Origin of the sequence: Enterobacter sp. R-1.6.2 (assembly GCF_035064085.1) — a bacterium.
Lineage (GTDB): Bacteria > Pseudomonadota > Gammaproteobacteria > Enterobacterales > Enterobacteriaceae > Enterobacter > Enterobacter asburiae_B.
Genome location: NZ_JASEYI010000029.1, coordinates 19,145 through 37,328, shown reverse-complemented (window position 1 = coordinate 37,328; position 18,184 = coordinate 19,145). Strand labels below are relative to the sequence as shown.

Below are 18,184 nucleotides of genomic sequence, written 5' to 3'. Positions count from 1 at the left end.
ACCGAGAAAGACACTGAAGTTCAAAACACCGAAAGAGATAATTGAAAGGGGTGTTGCATTGACAGATTGAATCTACATCCGAGAATTTCAGCAGAACGTTCGCCAGGATTTCCAGCACGATGGCGAGCCCCAGCCAGGCAGCATGAACCCACTCAAACTGTTGCATGGTTCTGCTCCTTCTGCTGTTTGCCAGGTTTACGGGTACCCGATTTAATCAGCACAATACCCGCGACCAGCGTCGTTAATCCGGCGACCTTCATTGTTGTTAATGTTTCGTCAAATATCAGCACGCTGAACAGCGTAATCAACAAAATACCGATCCCTTCCCACAGTGCATACGCGACGCCCAGCGCAATTTTTTTCACCGCAAACGAGAGGAAAATATAAGAAAGCGAAATCATCACCAGCATCAAAATAAAACCGGTGTTGCCATCGCTGACGCTTGCCCATTTCATAGACAGCGTGCCGGTAATTTCAGCGATGATAGCCAGCGCTAATAGGATCCAGTAAAACATGTTTTTCTCCTGCTTGAGAATATAATCCATCATGGCTCGCTGCGTGCAGCAAACCAAAAAAATACGAATTGAAATCAGATAGCTAAGCGCTTAGCGCCAGCTCAGGCAGAAGACGTGACTATAGTGCGGTGCGCCAGTGTTGCTCACCAGAAAGCAGGCAGAAGGAGGTGGAGTAGACAGCGGTATTGTTTGAAGAGTACGTCCTGAACATATTGTCCATAAAATTACAATTATCCGCGTTGTTGCTTCTCGTCTTTGCGGATGAAAATTGTCCTCAGTAGTTAAACACACCAGATTTGTACCATAAGCCAGGATTTTACTCAAAGTCTTTGCAATTCTTTACCCATACCGTTTGATTTTGGTTAGTTTATTGCAACGCCTTTCACCTTTATTATAAATATAAAGAAAAATTCGGAGTCACCATGGCTAAACCCATTATTACCCTGAACGGGTTAAAAATTGTCATCATGCTGGGCATGCTGGTGATCATACTGACGGGCGTTCGTTTTGCCGCTGACATTATTGTGCCTTTTATTCTGGCCCTGTTTGTTGCGGTGATCCTTAACCCGCTGGTGCAGCGCATGACGCGGCTACGCATCCCGCGCGTGCTGGCGATTACGCTGCTTATCAGCATCATCATTGTGGCGATGGTCTTGCTGGTGGCGTATCTGGGGACCTCGCTCAATGAACTGGCGCGAACTCTGCCGAAGTACCGCTCTTCGCTGGCGATACCGCTGCTGCAGCTGGAACCCTGGCTGCAGCGCGCGGGTATCGAAGTCTCGGTTGAGGAACTCCTGAAATATATCGACCCCAACGCGGCCATGACGATCGTCACCAGCCTGCTGGCGCAGCTTTCCAATGCCATGACCTCCATTTTCCTGCTGTTTTTAACGGTGGTGTTTATGCTGCTGGAGGTGCCGCAGCTGCCGGCAAAGCTGCAGCAGATGATGGTCCGTCCGGTTGAAGGAATGGGAGCGATCCAACGCGCGCTGGACAGCGTCTCCCGCTATCTGGTGCTGAAAACGGCGATTAGCCTGGTCACGGGCGGTGTTGTCTGGGGAATGCTTCTGGCGCTGGACGTTCGCTTTGCGTTTGTCTGGGGGTTACTGGCGTTTGCGCTTAACTATATTCCCAACATCGGCTCCGTGCTGGCGGCGATCCCCCCTATCCTCCAGGTGCTGGTTTTCAGCGGGCTTTATGACGCGCTGATCCTGCTGGCCGGCTATCTGGTCATCAACCTGGTGTTCGGTAATATTCTTGAGCCACGCATGATGGGTCGGGGGCTGGGACTCTCCACGCTGGTGGTCTTTTTGTCCCTGATTTTCTGGGGCTGGCTTCTCGGGCCCGTTGGGATGCTGCTCTCCGTCCCGCTAACCATTATCGTCAAGATTGCCCTGGAACAGACGGCGGGCGGGCAAACTATCGCCGTGCTGCTGAGCGATATGAGCCACAAATAGCGCTGACAGGAGGGACGTATTGCCCCTCCAGTCTTCGCGATAAGCGCCCGGATAGTTACAGATTGAGAATCACGCCACGCGCTATCCCTGCGTGCCAACTACTCGCGCCAGCCCATTGCCGGTGCGACGTGTTTGAGAATAGACTCAATCACGTGCGCATTGTAATCCACACCGAGCTGGTTCGGCACGGTCAGTAATAACGTATCGGCTTCGGCAATCGCGTCGTCCTTTTTCAGCTGTTCAATCAGCTTGTCCGGCTCCGCCGCATAGCTGCGCCCGAAGATGGCGCGCGTTTTCTCATCAAGGTAGCCCACGCTATCGCTGTCGTTGCGGCTGGCACCGAAATACATCCGGTCGCGGTCGTCCATTAGCGCAAAAATGCTGCGGCTTACCGACACCCGCGGCTGGCGCGTATGCCCTGCCTCTTTCCAGGCCTGACGGTACGCGCGGATCTGTTTTGCCTGCTGAATATGGAACGGCTCGCCGGTTTCATCGTCCTTCAGGGTTGAGCTTTGCAGGTTCATTCCCAGCTTTGCGGCCCATACGGCCGTCGCATTTGAACCGGCGCCCCACCAGATACGCTCGCGCAGCCCTTCAGAATACGGCTCCAGGCGCAGCAGCCCCGGCGGATTCGGGAACATAGGCTGTGGGTTAGGTTTTGCAAACCCTTCACCGCGCAGCACCTCAAGCAGCACCTCGGTATGACGGCGCGCCATATCCGATTCGTCTTCTCCTTCCTGCGGGACATAGCCGAAATGGCGCCAGCCATCAATGACCTGCTCCGGCGAGCCGCGGCTGATGCCAAGCTGCAAACGACCGCCGGAAATCAGATCCGCCGCCCCCGCATCTTCGGCCATGTACATCGGATTTTCATAGCGCATATCAATCACGCCGGTACCGATTTCGATGGTTTTCGTTTTTGCGCCTATTGCCGCCAGCAGAGGGAACGGCGAGCTAAGCTGTCGGGCAAAGTGGTGTACGCGGAAATACGCGCCGTCTGCTCCCAGCTCTTCCGCCGCCACGGCTAAATCGATGGACTGCAGCAGCGTGTCTGCCGCCGAGCGCGTGCCGGACTGCGGTGAAGGCGTCCAGTGACCAAAGGATAAAAACCCGATCTTTTTCATAACCATATGTCCTGAGAATGCTTTGCATTGCACCTACTTTACGCATTACCGGGGGAGAATAAATGGCGTTTATTTAACGGAATGATTCAAATAAATTGATTGAATTTTTTTCAGGTCCGTCAGGTAAAAAACGGCTGGTTATCGGTTTGATTTAACGTTACTACTCTATGTCAGGATTTTTACACCGGACAGAAAATGAAGAGACGCTATGTTGTTGCGGATGTTTTTACTGACACCCCGTTTCAGGGTAACCCTGTCGCCGTCGTACTCGATGCGGAGGGTATGAGCAAAGCACAAATGCAGCAGGTCGCCGCTGAATTTGGCTACAGCGAAACCACGTTCGTTCTGCCGCCAGACAATCCCTCCAGTACGGCACGCGTGCGAATTTTTACGCCCTCGCGCGAGATCCCCTTCGCCGGGCACCCGAATGTTGGAACTGCGTACGTGCTGGCCCATCACGCCGCGATGAATCATCAGCCCCTGCCTGATACGCTGCTCTTCGAGGAAATAGCCGGTCTGGTGCCCGTACGTCTGCTGCGTGACAACGATACCGTGACTGGCGCAGAACTCCTGGTGCCTGAGGCACTCTCCTGCCGCTCTGAAGTAAGCCCGGAAAGCGTGGCTGCCTGCTTATCCCTGAACGCAGAAGATATCCGTACCGCGGTACATATGCCTGTTGTCGCGTCGGTAGGTCTGCCCTTCCTGATAGCCGAGCTGGCTTCTCGCGAGGCGCTTCGTCGGTGCGTGCCGAATTTACAGGGTTTTCGCGCAACGTTACCGCTGGATGGCGCGGTTTCCCTCTATGCCTATACCCTGGATACGGATCCCGATGAACCTCACGATGTGCAGGCCCGCATGTTTACTCCCCGCATGACAGAAGATCCTGCAACAGGCAGCGCGACCGCCGCTGCAACGGCGCTGCTGGCGTTGCACCGCAATAAAACGACGCTTAATCTTAACGTCAGTCAGGGCGTTGATATGGGACGAGCAAGCGTGCTGTTCTCGGGATACGATGCCTCGTCAGGAAAGGCGGTGGTTCGCGTAGGGGGAAAATGTGTGATTACGCTTGAAGGCGCATTTTCACTCTAACGGTGCAATGGCGTTTACCTTTACGGCACCCGATGGGCTATATTGGCACACTATTTTTATCACAGGTAAAACCGGCAATGGCTTTGATCCCCAAAAACTACGCGCGGCTGGAAAGCGGCTATCGCGAAAAAGCATTAAAAATCTATCCCTGGGTCTGCGGACGCTGCTCGCGCGAGTTTGTCTATTCCAATCTGCGTGAACTCACGGTTCACCATATCGATCACGACCATACCAACAACCCGGAAGATGGCAGCAACTGGGAGCTGTTGTGCCTGTTTTGCCACGATCACGAACATTCGAAATACACCGAAGCGGATCAGTACGGCACCACCGTGGTCGCAGGGGAAGACGCGCAAAAAGACGTGGGCGTCGCCACATTTAACCCGTTTGCTGATTTAAAAGCGATGATGGATAAGAAGAAATAATCCCCTCGCCCACATCGCGCTCCGCGAATTTAAAATGTCCAGGTGATAGCGGCGGTTGCAGCCCCCTCATTGCGCCGCATCACGATCGGGCTGTTATTCGCATGGTCGCCCAGCCAGGTATAGTCCGCGCTCAGAACCGTTCCCCAGTGGGCATCGAACTGATGGCTCCAGGTCAGGCTGGTGTCGACGCCATAGAATCCACCCGGCGCAGCATAGCGGCGATAGCCGGTGCGGCGGCTCTGCTGCTCGCTGACCCCATACCAGGTATTCAGATAACGGCTGTCGCTAAACAGGGCCGCAGACTGAAAGGCGACCGTGTCCTGATTATTTTGTACCGGAATTAGCGTAACGGAAGCCTGATAGCTTGCCCCCTGGCTGTCCGTTAACGGCAGCGTCGCTTTGCCTTCCATACTCAGCCATGGCGCGGCCTGCCAGCCGACGGCAAGGCCGGTATTCAGGGTGGCATCAATGTCCCCCATCCCTTTCAGATTGTTTGCGCCCTCACGCCAGCCAGAATTTTTATCAGCCCTTCCGAAGTCGTAGCCCAGCGTGTGTTCGAAATACCAGCCGCTGTCGTTTTGCAGGTCATATCCCACCCCTTTTTGCGCATCAATAAAGAAAGCGCCTTTACGACCCTGCAGCACCGGAACCACCTGCCACACCTGCTTGTCTGAGCCTGAGTAACGTGGGGCATACTGTCCCCCCAGCCCGACGGTTAAGGAATCGGACGCGGAGCCATCATCCGCCTGCGCGCCAGAACTCACGGCCATCAGAAGCGGGACGGACATATACAGGACTTTTTTTATCGCTATCATACTGCTCTCCATACGGACGCTGGCGCCTCCTGATACGGGGGCGGCCACACAACGTTGGCGCAGTATGATTTGGCTGAATCAATGAATCGTCGGGATAGTGTTAAGAAATGGTCAAGGTGAACGGATGTTGTCCAGAAGAGTGCTGATTATTGAAGATGACGCCGATGCGGCCGGCGTGCTCGAGGCCTATTTACGGCGGGAAAATTACGACGTGACCATTACCGGAGACGGTCATTCCGGACTGGATATGGCGCAGCGGTGGAAGCCCGACCTCATCCTGCTGGACGTGATGCTGCCGGGGCTTAACGGCACCGAGGTGCTGGCTGGCCTGCGTCGTAAAAGCGATGTGCCGGTGATCATGGTCACGGCCATGGGGGATACCCCCGACCGTATTGGTGCCCTGCGGTACGGTGCCGATGATTACGTTGTGAAGCCTTATCATCCGGGGGAAGTGGTAGCTCGGGTGCAGGCGGTGCTGCGGCGCAGCAGTAAAAAAGAGACGGACGAAGCGATCCTTCGCTGGCAAACGCTCGAGGTGGACGTGGCCGCCATTGTGGCGAGCGTGGATAACGGCGGCGACGCGCCCGTGATGCTCGATCTTACGCCAACGGAATTCTCGCTTCTGGCAACGCTGCTGCGTTCTCCGGCGCACCCGTTCTCCCGCCAGTATTTACTGGAGCACTGTCTGCCGGAAAGCGAGGCGCTGGAGCGCGTGGTGGACACCCATATTTATAACCTGCGTAAAAAACTGGAAGCGGCGGGGATCTCCGGCGTGCTGATCAACGTTCGCGGCGTGGGTTACAGGTTCAGACAGCCATGATCAAAAATCAGCACTCCTCTCTGTGGCGCTGGATTTGCGCGCGCATCCTGGCGCTGGCTATCGGCAGCGTGATCGTCATTGCCACCTGCATGTGGCTGCGCTATGCGGTTCAGAACTACTGGATAATGGGCAAAATGCCAGCGGCGGTACGCCAGGAGTTTCTGACGCTCAGCCAGAACCCGCAGGCCAATCCGGCCCGCTTCCACTCGATTGTGGACACCTGGTGGGGCCTGAGCTATTCCACGCCGTCTATCGCCTCAGCCGACTGGGCCACGGTGGCCCTGCTGGTGCTGGTGATGATCCCGTTTATCGTGGTGATGGGGCTCAAACACGCCCGGCCGCTGGCGCTGCAGTTCAGCCGCCTTCGCGATGCGGCAAAGGATGTCGCCGACGGGGAGTTTGGCCGCCAGGCGGAACTTATCAAGGATGCGCCGGCTGAAATGGTCAGCTTTGCGACCGACTTTAACTCCATGACGGGGCAACTCGCCCGCTATGAAAAAGAGCTCCGCGCCTCGCACGTCGCTATGGCACACGAGCTGCGCTCGCCCCTGACGGCCGCCATTGGGCGTCTGCAGGGCATGTTAGACGGCGTGTTTGACGCCAGCCCGGCGCAGCTCGGCATGGTGATGAAACAGCTCCAGCACCTCAACCGCCTCACCGATGAGCTTCACCTTCTCTCGCTCGCCGACGCGGGCAACCTCGTGCTGGAGGACCAGCCGTTTTGTCTGGATGAGCTGATTCAGGAGCGGGCTGCCTGGATCATGCCCCAGGCTGACGCGCATCATTTTCGGATAACGCTTCGCAACCCGCGCACCAGCCCCTTCAGAGGCGATGCGTTCCGTCTTGGACAGGTCGTTACCATCCTCATGGAAAATGCGCTTCGTTACGGGCGCGATGGCGGCCACCTTGAGGTGGCGCTGCACTACGCCAGCGGGCATTACATCCTCGAATTTACCGATGACGGGCCGGGCGTGTCGCCCCAGTTCTTACCGGAAATGTTTAAACGCTTTAGCCGCGAGGAGCAGTCCCGCGCGCGGCATTCCGGCGGCAGCGGCCTCGGTTTATCCATCGCCCGGGCGATTTGCGAGGCGCATGGGGGTGAGATTAGCGCGTCATTACCGGAAACCGGCGGCCTCGCCGTGCGCATTTTATTGCCCTGGCATCCGTCCGGTAATGAAAATCTTCACTCTTGATAAAGCCTTGACAGAACATCGAATCTTTCTCGACGTAGCGCGCATTTAATAACGCCATTCCCTTTATGGAGCGGCGTTATGTCAGACGAATTTTTTCTCTCCCTCCGCCACTGCCTGCATCATTTGTACGGCGTGGCGCGCACCCTTTCCTGGCTGCATTTTCTTCCCCTGGCCCTGCTTGCGCTGGCGATTTTTCCGCTGACCGGCTGCGGTGATAAACACGAAAATAAGCCCGACCCTGCGCGAGCGGTACGCTACGTCGTCGTTGGCACCGCCCAAACCCTTCCCGCGCTGGAAAGAACCGGTGAGATCCATGCCCGCGATGAAACGACCCTGAGCTTTCGGACCGGGGGCCGGATACTGACGCGCAGCGTTGATATTGGCGACCAGGTCACTGCCGGACAGCTGCTGGCCACGCTTGACAACGCGACCGGGCAAAACCAGCTCGACGGCGCGGCGGCCGACTATGAAGGTGCTAAAGCCTCGGCGCAGGTCGCCGCGCTTAACGTCAGTCGAATGCAAAAGCTCATGCCAACGGGCGCGATAGCCCGCACGCAGCTCGACAGCGCCCGTGCGGACTGGTTTGTCGCCCGCGCGCGCTTAAAAAGCAGCGAGGCCGCGTGGCGAAATGCCCGCGAAAGCCTCGGCTGGACGCGCCTGATCGCGCCGCAGGCGGGCGTCATCACCGCCGTGAACGCTTCTGCGGGGCAGGTTGTCAGCGACGGTCAGTCCGTGCTGACGCTGGCAACGGGTGAAGCCCGCGACGTGGCGTTTGATATTGCCACTCCGGATGCGATCCCGCCTCTGGATAAGGCGGAATTGCGGGTTTCCCTCCTCAGCGACCCGTCGGTGCAGGCGTCTGCCGTGCTGCGGGATATCACCCCGCAGGCCGATCCTCAGACCCGCACCTGGCGCGTCAGGGCCACCCTGCAAAACCCGCCGGCAGCCATGGCGCTGGGCGCCAGCGTTACCGTCACGTTGCCATCGTCTGCCCCGCGCGGCTACACCCTTCCCGCCTCGGCGCTGACCCGCGTCGGCGACAAACCGGCCGTTTTTGTGATTACCCCGCAGTCGCGGGCGCAGCTGCGCGCGGTGGTGCCCGCGAGCTATACGGCCACCTCCGTCATGATTGCCTCCGGCCTTGAGCCGGGCGACAGGGTGATTACGGCGGGCGTGAGCACATTGCGGTCCGGCGAGCCGGTGGTTGCCGGAGAGGTTCAGCCATGAACACAGTACCGGAAGCCAAATTTAACCTCTCCGCCTGGGCGCTGAAGAACCAGCAGATGGTCAGCTTTTTCATGCTGCTGGTGATTGCGATGGGCGTGTTCTGCTATGAGAAGCTGCCGCGTAACGAAGATCCGGCTTTTACCATTAAAACGGCCGTCGTCTCCGCGCAGTGGCCGGGAGCCTCCGTGGCGGATACCACCCGTCTGCTGACCGATACGCTTGAAAAAAAGCTGCAGGAAACGCCCTGGCTGGACTATCTCGAAAGTGAAACCCGGGCCGGACGCACCGTTATCCACGTCAACCTCCGTGACGATACGCCCCCGCAACGCGTGCCGGATATCTGGTATCAGGTTCGCAAAAAAATGCAGGACATCGCGCCGTCCCTGCCCGAAGGGGTGCAGGGCCCTGCCGTGGACGACGAGTTTGACGACACGTTCGGCACAATTTACGCCTTTATTCCCGAAGGTTTTACCCTGCGGGAGGTGCGGGATCGCGCAGAGACAATACGGCGCGAGCTCATGTCCCTGCCGGATATAGGCAAAACCACCCTGCTGGGCGAACAGCAGGAGCAGTGGGTTCTCGCCTTTTCTCCGGCACGCCTGGCCGGCATGGGGCTCGATATTCAGGCGGTTGCCGACGCCCTCCGGGCGCAAAATGCGGTTGTCCCGGCAGGAACGATGCGTACCGAAAAAGAGAACATGGCGATCAAGGTCAGCGGAGCGCTCACGACCGAGGAGAGCTTACGCGCCGTCACGCTGCACGTGAACAATCGCTATATTCCGCTGACCGACATTGCCACCGTCACCCGGGAAATCGCCGAGCCACCGGCCCCGGCCTACCGGGTGAACGGCAAACCGGCTATCGGGCTGGCGGTGTCGATGGCGCCAACGGGCAACATGCTGCGTTTCGGCGCTGCGCTGAATGCCAGAATGGCGGCCCTCAGCGCCGGGCTGCCGCACGGTATCGAGATGGTGAAAGTTGCCGATCAGTCAGCGGTGGTCAGTGACGCGGTAAGCGGGTTTATCCGGGTGCTTATCGAAGCCGTTGTTATCGTGCTGGCGGTTTCATTTGTCTCGCTGGGGTTACGGGCCGGACTGGTGGTGGCGACGGCCATTCCGCTGGTGCTCGCCATGACGTTTGCCGGCATGATGCTCGCCGGTATTGGCCTTCAGCGTATCTCGCTAGGGGCGCTGATCATTGCCCTGGGCCTGCTGGTGGATGACGCCATGATCGCCGTCGAAACGATGGTCTCCCGGCTGGAAGCGGGGGATTCCCGTCGGCACGCGGCCACGCATGCGTTCAAAACGACGGCCTTCCCGATGCTCACCGGTACTCTGGTGATGATTGCCGGCTTTATTCCCGTTGGTTTTGCGGCCTCCAGCGCCGGTGAATACTGCTTTTCCCTGTTTGCGGTGGTGCTCATTGCCCTGCTCTGCTCCTGGGCTGTCGCGATCCTGTTTTCCCCGCTGACGGGCACGTGGCTGCTGCCGGAAAAAGTCAGACATCACGCGGCAGGCCCCGGCAGGATCGCGCGCGGGTACGGACGGCTTTTACGCCTGGCACTGCGCCACCGGCTCGCTACCGTGCTGATTGCGCTTGCCGCGCTGGGGCTGTCAGCGTACGGCACGACGTTTATGCAGGGCGAGTTTTTCCCCGCTTCGGACCGGCCAGAGCTGCTGGTCAGCCTGACGCTTCCGGCCAACGCGTCGCAGCCGGAAACGTTAAGAGAGGTGGAAAAGCTGGAAAAGGCGCTGGCAGGCAACGGCAACATCGATCGCTATTCGACGTACGTCGGGTCGGGAGCCATCCGTTTTTACCTGCCGATGGACGTGCTGCTGGAAAATGAAAACATCGCCCAGATGGTCGTGGTGGCTAAGGATCTTGAGGCGCGGGATCGTCTGCATGCTCGGCTCAACAGGATCCTGGCGACGCAGTTTAGCGACATCATCACGCGCGTGTCGCCCCTTGAGCTGGGGCCGCCCGTCGGCTGGCCCATCAAATACCGGGTGAGCGGGCCAGATTATCTGCAGGTTCGGGCGTTGGCGAACCGTCTCACGGACGCGATTGGCCGGTCTCCGTTCTCACGCGACGTTAACCAGACGGCCGGAGAGCCGGAGAGGGTCATCACCCTTAAGGTGAATCAGACGGCGGCCAGAGCGGCGGGAATATCGTCAGAAAGCCTCGCCCGCACGCTGAACACCGTCTGGTCCGGCAGCGTTGTCACCTCCATCAGGGATAACGACCGCCTTGTCGACGTGGTGCTGCGGGCCACGGACGATGCACGTCACAGCACCGCCACCCTCTCCTCGCTCACGATTCAGGGGAATGACGGTAAAAAAATTCCGCTCAGCGCCGTCGCGACGCCGGTCTGGGGCGTGGACGATCCGGTCGTCTGGCGTCGGCAGCGCGTGCCCTTTATCACGGTGCAAACGGATCTTGCCCCGGGGCTGAAGGCTGAAGCGGTATCCGCGGCGCTGCGTCCGGCGGTTGGCAAGCTGCGCGCGAGCCTGCCCGCAGGTTACAGCATTGAAGAAGGCGGCGCGGTTGCCGAATCGGACAAGGGGAACAGCTCCGTCTTTACCGTTCTTCCGGTAACGCTGGTCCTCATGCTGTTGCTGCTGATGCTTCAGCTGCGGCGTTATTCCCGGATGCTGCTGGCCCTCCTGATGGCCCCGTTTGGCTTGCCGGGGATCGTGCTGGCTATGCTGCCCGGCGGCACACCGATGGGGTTTGTCGCGCTGCTGGGCGTCATCGCTCTGGCGGGAATGATCGTGCGCAACGCGGTGATACTGATTAGCGAAGTTGACAGCAATCTTGCTCAGGGGATGGCAAACGATGCCGCGATTATGGCGGCCGCGGAGCACCGGGCCAGGCCCATCTGCCTGACCGCCTGCGCCGCCATTCTGGGCATGATCCCGATCTCTCATCAGGTCTTCTGGGGGCCAATGGCCTATGCGATTATCGGCGGGCTGCTGGTCGCGACGCTGGTGACGCTGACCGTATTACCCGCGTCGTTTAGCCTGCTGTTACAGTGGGGAGCTCAGCGCAACGCCACAGAAGACGGACTGCGCTGAGGCTCCACCGTTTCCCGGCAGATTACGCGGCGGTCAGCGCAAAACGGTCCTTCAGGACATGGCGGATTTCATCCTCCGCCAGTTTCCGCGTTTCAGTGCCGTTCGCCGTGATGGTTTTCAGCATATCGCCCAGCAAAATCTGGCGTCCCTCCGGGCTGTGTTGCACCACCACCCGCTTCTGCACAAAGATGGCATCCGGGTGCGTGGAGTTAAGGTAGTTGGCCGGAACGAAGTCAATCCATTCCTGAGGGGTGAGATCAAAGCCGTACTGCCGGGCCCATTCACCCTCAACCTTCGCCTCAAGCAGATACTCACCCTCCGCGCCGCGGCTTAGCCGAAACGTGTCGAAATCCTGCGTGATATCCACATCAAGCGTGTCCAGCGCCATCGGCGCACGAATGCCGTAGCTGCCGAACCCGAGGTCGCAAAGCCACTGTCGGCTATCTACCTCAGCGACGATCGCCATGTGGGTTTTCGGCCGCCGCGCGGGGTAGAACATCGGGCGCGCCGCCACGAAGCGGTAAGGGATCCCTAACGCCGCCAGCGCCATGGCAAAAAGCCCGTTTACCTCATAGCAGTAGCCGCCGCGCCCCTGCGTTAACACCTTATCGGCGATATCGTCTGGCGCCAGCGAGACAATTTTACCCGCCTGCACGTCCAGATTTTCAAAGGGAACGGAAAAGAGCTGATGACGCATCAGCGCATGCAGGGTGGCCGTATCGGCACCCGCCGGTCCGGTGTAGTTTATGCGTTTGAAATAGGTGGAAATGTTGAAGTTATCGCTGTGCATAATGCCTCCTTGTCCTGAACATGCCGGACACTATAGATGGCGCGCATCAATGGCTGTATAGTCAGTTTTATCGAAAATTAGCCTGAACAGTTACCCATGTCTGCCCCGTCCCAGTCCGCTCCTCACTATCGCCGTATTGCGGATATGCTGCGTCTTACCATTACGTCCGGCGCGCTGCGCGCCGGTGACAGGATGATCTCCGCGCGCAAACTGGCCGAACGCGAGCGCGTTAGCCTTCCGACGGCGCTGGAGGCCCTTCGCTGCCTTGAGGCTGAAGGGCTGATCGTTGCGCGCCCGCGTTCAGGCTATTACATCCGCCAGACCAGCCAGCCTGCGCGCGCGGAGCCCGCGCGTTCCACGCCGGGCCCGGTCCCCGTCACAATGTCCGCCGTGGCCCGGTCGCTGTTCAGCAGTGCAGAAGCCCGGCTGATCCCGCTGGGCGCCGCCCTGCCCGATCCCGCGTGGCTGCCGGGAGATGCCCTGCAGCGGGCGTTGCACTCTGCGGGCCGTCGTCTGGACGCGCATGGACAGAGCTACAGCCTGCCTCCGGGAAGGCGGGATTTGCGAAGCAAGATTGCCGCGCGCTCTGCACAGTGGGGAGCCCGGTTCGGCGCGGATGATCTCATTATTACCGCAGGCGCGACGCAGGCGCTGCGCCTGGCCCTTCGGGCCGTGTGCCAGCCGGGTGACGTCGTGGCGATTGAGCAGCCAGCCTACTTTGGTACGCTCCTGCTGCTGGAGGATTTAGGCCTGAAGGCGTTAGCGATCCCCACCGACCCTGTGGAAGGCCTGCTGCTGGAACCGCTGGCGGACGCCATTCGCTGCCACCGCCCTGCGGCCGTTCTGGCCTCGCCCACCGTGCAAAACCCTTTGGGTGCCAGCATGCCCGTCGCGCGCAAGCAGGAACTGGTTGCCCTGCTTGAAGAGGCTGAAATTCCTTTGATTGAGGACGATGTTTACGGTGACCTGGTCGGCGAGGGGCAACGCCCTCCGGCCTGCAAGGCGTTCGACCAGAGCGGGAATGTGATTTACTGCAGTTCCCTGTCCAAAACGCTTGCGCCCGGATGGCGAATCGGCTGGATCGCCGCCGGACGCTACACCCCGCAGGTCTTACAGGCCCGCATGGCCGGAGAATGGGCTGGCGCCCCGCTGCTGGAAGCGGCGACGAGCGAGGTTCTGGCGAGCGGCGACTACGATCGCCATCTGCGACGGCTGAAGCGCCGGATCGCAGAGGGCGTTCACGCCGTCGTGGCGCAGGTCAAGGCGAGCTTTCCGTCCGGTACGCGCGTTAACGTGCCCGCTGCCGGTTTCCTGCTATGGGTTGAACTGCCTCAGCGGGTCAACGCGCTGGAGGTGCACCGTCGCGCGCTGGCGCTGGGCATTGGCGTCAGCCCTGGCCCCCTGTTTTCACCTGCCGCAGAGTTAACGCACTTTCTGCGGCTGAACTGCGCAAACGAACCCACGCCCCGCCTGCTGAACGCCGTAGAACAGATTGGCGCGCTGTGTCACGAGCTGGCCGCTTTCACACCAGACTCTCCAGCCACTCGGTAAAGACCCGCACCTTGCGGGAGAGGTGGCGGTGTGGATAGAGCAGTGACAGCTTGCGGTCCGGCGAGCGATAGTCCGGCAGGACTTCAACCAGAAGACCGCGGTCAATGTAAGGCTGGAGAAAGAGATTCATCCCCTGCATTAACCCCAGTCCGGCCAGACCTGCCGCGATGTAGGCTTCGGAGTTATCCACGACAAGCTTACCGGGCAGGGTAATTTCCGCGATGCCTTCTGGCGTGGTAAACGTCCACGGATGAATTTGTCTGCTGCGGTTATTAATCCAGTTGATGGCCTGATGTTCGCGTAAATCATCCGGCGTTTCTGGCGTACCGTGCTTTGCCAGCCAGGCCGGGCTGGCGCAGGTCGTGATTTTGATGTTCCCGATTTTACGCGCGATATACTCGCCGTCGTCCAGCTCTCCCACCCGCAGCACGCAGTCCAGGCCATCCCGCAGCATATCCCGACGGCGGTCAGAGCTGCTCAGAATGATGTCGATCTCAGGATGCTGACGATAAAAATCAGGCAGATTAGGTATCACCCGCAGCGTGGCAAAAGAGACCGGCATATCCACACGCAGCTGGCCGTGTATTGCCCGGTCCGTACCAAACGACTCCAGTAATTCGTCCGCCTGCGCCAGCAGGGGTTTACTCCGGCGATAAAACGCTTCCCCATCCGGGGTCAGGCTAATCCGACGCGTTGTGCGCTGCAGTAGTCGCGTGCCGCTGTGCTGCTCCAGAAGCTGTAACGCTTTGGTGACTGCCGGACGATGGATCTGCAGATTCTCCGCCGCCTGGCTAAGACTGCCTGACTCAACAATTTCAATAAAAATTCGAATAGATTCAAAGAGGTTTATTTGCATAAGGTATGCTTTTGCCGCGAGCAGGATAATATTATTATTAATTTTATAACAGTGATGAATATTTTTGGCTATTTTTCCTAACAATCCTGCGCCCTACACTCTTCCCCATTCAAACGTAAGGGAGAGTCTGCTATGAAAAATAACCGTATTTGTCAGATCCTGGGCATCGAAAAACCTGTTATTCAGGGGCCGTTATCCTGGCTCACGGATGCCCGTTTAGTTGCTGCGGTCAGCAATGCCGGAGGGCTCGGCGTGCTGGGGCCCAATGCCGGTTTAACCGCCGACACCGCGGTCTCCACGCCGTAAGAAACCGCCGAAAAAATGCGCGAAGAAATTCGTAAAACCAAACGGTTGACCGAGAAACCCTTTGGCGTGAACCTGATCCCCACGGCCGTTAATGACGTATGGACAGGGCCTATTCTTCAGGTGGTGAAAGACGAAGGCGTCAGGGCCGTGGTGTATACGGGCTATGGGGAAGGCAGCATTATTCCCGCGCTGTTCCGCGAGTTAAAAGAGGCGGGTATCGCCATTATCTACCGCGATATCAACCCAACGCCTGAGAACACCCGCCTCGCAGAAGAAATGGGGGCTGACATTATCGTCGCCACCGGTTTTGATGAGGGCGGGACGTTACCCGCAACGGTGCTTGGCACCTTTTCCATCGTGCCGCTGATTGCCGATGCCGTGAAGCACATTCCGGTGATGGCCGCGGGCGGCATTACCGACAATCGCACCGCCACAGCGGCCCATGCATTGGGCGCGGAAGGCGTGTTTGCCGGGTCGGTCTTTATCAGCACGGAAGAAAGCCGCGTGCCGCAGGGGGTCAAAGAGAAAATCGTTGCCGCCAACGGCCTCGATTTGCTGCTTTTTCGCACCGTGCCCCATTACTACCGCGCTCTTCCCGGCAAGCTGGCGGAAAAACTGGCGGCGATGGATAAAGCAGGCGCAAGCAACGACGCGCTGGGCAAGGCGATGGGAGGATTACGGGGCCTGCGCCTGGGCATGCTTGAAGATAATACCGATGAAGGCTATATCGCGCTCGGCACGGGGATTGGGAACATCCGCAGCGTGAAAAGCGTGGCCGAGGTTGTGAATGCGTTAACGGTTGAGTAAGCACCCGGCGTCCTGGCCTGCCCCAGGACGCCCGGCTCATCAGGGAATAATCCGCGCGGCTCTCAGCTGCGCGAACAGGCTGAAAAACATCTCATCGGTCGCCTGCATTTGCGTGAAGCCCGCCCTGCGCAGCTTGCTCCCGTCACCAAACATGTCGTAATTCCAGCCAAAGACAAAATCGGCAAAATGCCCGTCGCTCAGCTGTAAAATATCCGCTTCCGCCAGCCGCTCCCCGGCAAGCTCGCGCCATACGCCGCGATAGTCGTTAAACAGCTGATGAAATGACAGCCTCACCGGCGGCGCAGGGTCCAGTTCAAACCAGCGTGCGATGCGCGGCCACAGCTCGCTCCAGCGCCAGATATCGCCATTGTTCACGTTGAAGGCCTGATTCTGTGCCGCAGGTGACGCGGCGGCCCACAGCGTGGCCTCTGCCAGCAGCCCGGCGTCGGTATGGTCGACGATGCTGTGCCAGGCCTGTTCCGAACCGGGGAAACGCAGCGGTAACCCCAGCGCCCTGCACAGGGAGGCGTACAGGGCGATGCTCAGCGCAAGGTTCATGGCATTGCCCGGTACCGGGCTCCCCACCACGCCCGGCCTGATGGCATTCCAGTGCCAGCCTTTCCCCCGCTGAAACTGGCTGAGCCACGCGAGCTGCGCGGCGTTAAATTCGGCACCCGGCACGCCGGGATCGCTTTCCCGCGCCGGGGTTTTAAACGGCCCCAGATGCGCACCATAGACTTTGTATCCCTGCATCAGGCTTACCGTCTGCAAAGGTGCCGTTTTTTCGAGGGTGCTGACCAGATTGCGCAGCATGGTGACGTTCGGCTCAACCATGTCCGTCCAGTTCGCCGCGTTCGCCCAGGCGCTGTAAAAGATGTGGGTAACACCGTTCAGGGCGTGCAGCGCCCTTGCGGTGTCCTGCGCATCCAGTAAATCGACGTTCACCATGGAAATGCCGTCCGGATGGGTTACCTCGCGGCGACTGAGGCCAATCACTTCCCACTGATGGTGCAGGAGCGTGTTGACCAGCTGTCTGCCGACAATGCCGCTGGCCCCCGCGACCAGGGCGACGTTGTGTTGCTGCATCTTATTCATGGTGTTTCTCCGCAAAGGGTGACAGACGCAGTGTGATCTATTATTTTTTCTGGAGATATCCCCTGAAACCGATGGCACTTATAAGCAGAATCATTAAATGAATAACAAGCTCACCGCCATTTCTACCTTTCTACGCGTCGCTGAAGCGGGCTCGTTTTCGGCGGCCGCCCGTCAGACCGGGATTAAGCAGTCCGCCGTCAGTCAACAGATCGCGGCACTTGAGGATGAGCTTGGCGTGGTGCTGCTGCACCGTACGACGCGTACGATGAAGCTGACCGAACAGGGTGAACGTTACCGGCGTGATATGCAGCTTGTGCTGGACGCCATGGGGGAAGCGGAAAGGCGTTTACATCCTGCCGACCATCGCGTTCAGGGACGCGTCCATGTCCAGTTGCCGAGCGGCCTGGGGCAGATTTTTTTGCCGCATCTGCTGGCGCTGCAGCACCTGCATCCCGAACTGCAGCTGATGATTTCCCTGGATGACCGCCTTGCCGATCTGGTGACGGAGGGCGTGGATGTCGCGATACGGCTGGGCAGTGAGCCTCCGCAGGCGCACGCGGCTCGCGTGCTGGCGCGTATTGAAGCCGCGCTATTTGCCGCTCCCGGTTTTCAGGCGGTACACGCCGTCAGCGAGCTGACCACGCTGCCACACGTACGGTTCAGCGGTATTCCGCTGGATGCCCCTCTGCGCCTGATTTCCGACGAGGAAACGGTCGAGGTCAACGTGAATACCGTTTTCCGTGCCAACACCAGCGACGCGCTGCTGCTGGCGCTGGAGTCAGGCATCGGTATCGGCGGCATGCAGCGACCGCTCGTGGCCAGGGCGCTGCAGGCGGGCACGCTGGTACCGGTGCTGCCCGACTGGCGGTTACCCGATCGCTTCCTCTATGCCGTCTACCCTGACGCCCGCTTTATTCCGCAGCGCGTCAGAAAGGTCGTCAGCGTGATTGAGCAATTACTGCCTGAAATACTCAAGAAAAACTGATTGTTTCCGCCGTAAATCACGTGCATTTTTTAACCGCAAGGAATAGAGTGTTTTT

At 59.0% G+C, this 18,184-nt stretch carries 16 protein-coding genes and 2 pseudogenes; 11 read left to right on the top strand and 7 right to left on the bottom strand.

The window, feature by feature from the left end; all coding sequences use genetic code 11:
* A partial coding sequence (locus QMN93_RS22520; protein WP_223720289.1) for a hypothetical protein occupies positions 1–70 on the top strand: 70 nt, incomplete at its 5' end.
* A gap of 6 nt (positions 71–76) precedes the next feature.
* On the opposite strand, the pseudogene QMN93_RS22515 reads toward QMN93_RS22520, so the two are convergent.
* Positions 77–166, bottom strand: a pseudogene (locus QMN93_RS22515) (multidrug transporter subunit MdtI); the annotation flags it as partial.
* Positions 153–515: a multidrug/spermidine efflux SMR transporter subunit MdtJ gene (gene mdtJ / locus QMN93_RS22510; RefSeq protein ID WP_029739354.1), complete on the bottom strand. Its 363-nt coding sequence runs from the start codon at positions 513–515 to the stop codon at positions 153–155. The pseudogene QMN93_RS22515 and the gene mdtJ, both read right to left, overlap by 14 nt.
* Before the next feature lie 422 nt (positions 516–937).
* Between mdtJ and QMN93_RS22505 the strand changes: the two genes are divergently transcribed.
* Positions 938–1,972 (top strand): AI-2E family transporter, encoded by a 1,035-nt coding sequence (locus tag QMN93_RS22505; RefSeq protein WP_039262698.1) that lies wholly within the window; start codon positions 938–940, stop codon positions 1,970–1,972.
* Between the two features lie 98 nt (positions 1,973–2,070).
* On the opposite strand, the gene QMN93_RS22500 is transcribed toward QMN93_RS22505, so the two are convergent.
* Positions 2,071–3,096 (bottom strand): LLM class flavin-dependent oxidoreductase, encoded by a 1,026-nt coding sequence (locus tag QMN93_RS22500; protein WP_032657621.1) that lies wholly within the window; start codon positions 3,094–3,096, stop codon positions 2,071–2,073.
* A 195-nt stretch (positions 3,097–3,291) separates the two neighbouring features.
* Here QMN93_RS22500 and QMN93_RS22495 point away from each other — a divergent pair, with 195 nt between their 5' ends.
* Both QMN93_RS22495 and yajD read left to right on the top strand, forming a co-directional pair.
* Positions 3,292–4,185, top strand: a complete 894-nt coding sequence (locus QMN93_RS22495; protein ID WP_193139160.1) for a PhzF family phenazine biosynthesis protein — start codon at positions 3,292–3,294, stop codon at positions 4,183–4,185.
* Positions 4,186–4,262: 77 nt separating this feature from the next.
* Positions 4,263–4,610 carry an HNH nuclease YajD gene (gene yajD / locus QMN93_RS22490; RefSeq protein WP_003857471.1) on the top strand — a complete coding sequence of 116 codons (348 nt, stop codon included), beginning with the start codon at positions 4,263–4,265 and terminating at the stop codon, positions 4,608–4,610.
* A 29-nt stretch (positions 4,611–4,639) separates the two neighbouring features.
* Here the strand turns inward: yajD and QMN93_RS22485 are convergent, their stop codons facing one another.
* Positions 4,640–5,425 (bottom strand): MipA/OmpV family protein, encoded by a 786-nt coding sequence (locus QMN93_RS22485; RefSeq protein ID WP_193139158.1) that lies wholly within the window; start codon positions 5,423–5,425, stop codon positions 4,640–4,642.
* Between the two features lie 124 nt (positions 5,426–5,549).
* On the opposite strand from QMN93_RS22485, the gene QMN93_RS22480 reads away from it, so the two are divergent.
* From QMN93_RS22480 to QMN93_RS22465, 4 genes are all read left to right on the top strand, one after another.
* Entirely contained in the window at positions 5,550–6,245 is a 696-nt protein-coding gene (locus tag QMN93_RS22480; RefSeq protein ID WP_029739347.1) for a response regulator, read from the top strand.
* Entirely contained in the window at positions 6,242–7,438 is a 1,197-nt protein-coding gene (locus QMN93_RS22475; RefSeq protein WP_193139156.1) for a cell wall metabolism sensor histidine kinase WalK, read from the top strand. The genes QMN93_RS22480 and QMN93_RS22475 overlap by 4 nt, the downstream gene beginning before the upstream one ends.
* Positions 7,439–7,516: 78 nt before the next feature.
* Entirely contained in the window at positions 7,517–8,665 is a 1,149-nt protein-coding gene (locus QMN93_RS22470) for an efflux RND transporter periplasmic adaptor subunit (RefSeq protein WP_193139154.1), read from the top strand.
* Positions 8,662–11,739, top strand: a complete 3,078-nt coding sequence (locus QMN93_RS22465; protein WP_264884918.1) for an efflux RND transporter permease subunit — start codon at positions 8,662–8,664, stop codon at positions 11,737–11,739. The genes QMN93_RS22470 and QMN93_RS22465 overlap by 4 nt, the downstream gene beginning before the upstream one ends.
* Before the next feature lie 22 nt (positions 11,740–11,761).
* Here QMN93_RS22465 and QMN93_RS22460 read toward each other — a convergent pair whose 3' ends face one another.
* Positions 11,762–12,529 (bottom strand): arylamine N-acetyltransferase, encoded by a 768-nt coding sequence (locus QMN93_RS22460; RefSeq protein ID WP_193139150.1) that lies wholly within the window; start codon positions 12,527–12,529, stop codon positions 11,762–11,764.
* 96 nt (positions 12,530–12,625) lie between these two features.
* Between QMN93_RS22460 and QMN93_RS22455 the strand changes: the two genes are divergently transcribed.
* Positions 12,626–14,080, top strand: coding sequence for a PLP-dependent aminotransferase family protein (locus QMN93_RS22455; RefSeq protein WP_193139148.1), 1,455 nt, complete (start codon positions 12,626–12,628; stop codon positions 14,078–14,080).
* On the opposite strand, the gene QMN93_RS22450 is transcribed toward QMN93_RS22455, so the two are convergent.
* Positions 14,052–14,936, bottom strand: a complete 885-nt coding sequence (locus QMN93_RS22450) for a LysR family transcriptional regulator (protein ID WP_064672935.1) — start codon at positions 14,934–14,936, stop codon at positions 14,052–14,054. The two genes, QMN93_RS22455 and QMN93_RS22450, sit on opposite strands and share 29 nt — an antisense overlap.
* Positions 14,937–15,068: 132 nt before the next feature.
* On the opposite strand from QMN93_RS22450, the pseudogene QMN93_RS22445 reads away from it, so the two are divergent.
* A pseudogene (locus QMN93_RS22445) lies at positions 15,069–16,049 on the top strand (NAD(P)H-dependent flavin oxidoreductase).
* A gap of 39 nt (positions 16,050–16,088) precedes the next feature.
* Here QMN93_RS22445 and QMN93_RS22440 read toward each other — a convergent pair.
* Positions 16,089–17,144, bottom strand: coding sequence for an SDR family oxidoreductase (locus QMN93_RS22440; protein WP_193139146.1), 1,056 nt, complete (start codon positions 17,142–17,144; stop codon positions 16,089–16,091).
* Between the two features lie 97 nt (positions 17,145–17,241).
* On the opposite strand from QMN93_RS22440, the gene QMN93_RS22435 reads away from it, so the two are divergent.
* On the top strand, positions 17,242–18,129 hold the full coding sequence (locus tag QMN93_RS22435; protein WP_193139144.1) for a LysR family transcriptional regulator: 888 nt from the start codon (positions 17,242–17,244) through the stop codon (positions 18,127–18,129).
* Positions 18,130–18,184: the final 55 nt, after the last annotated feature.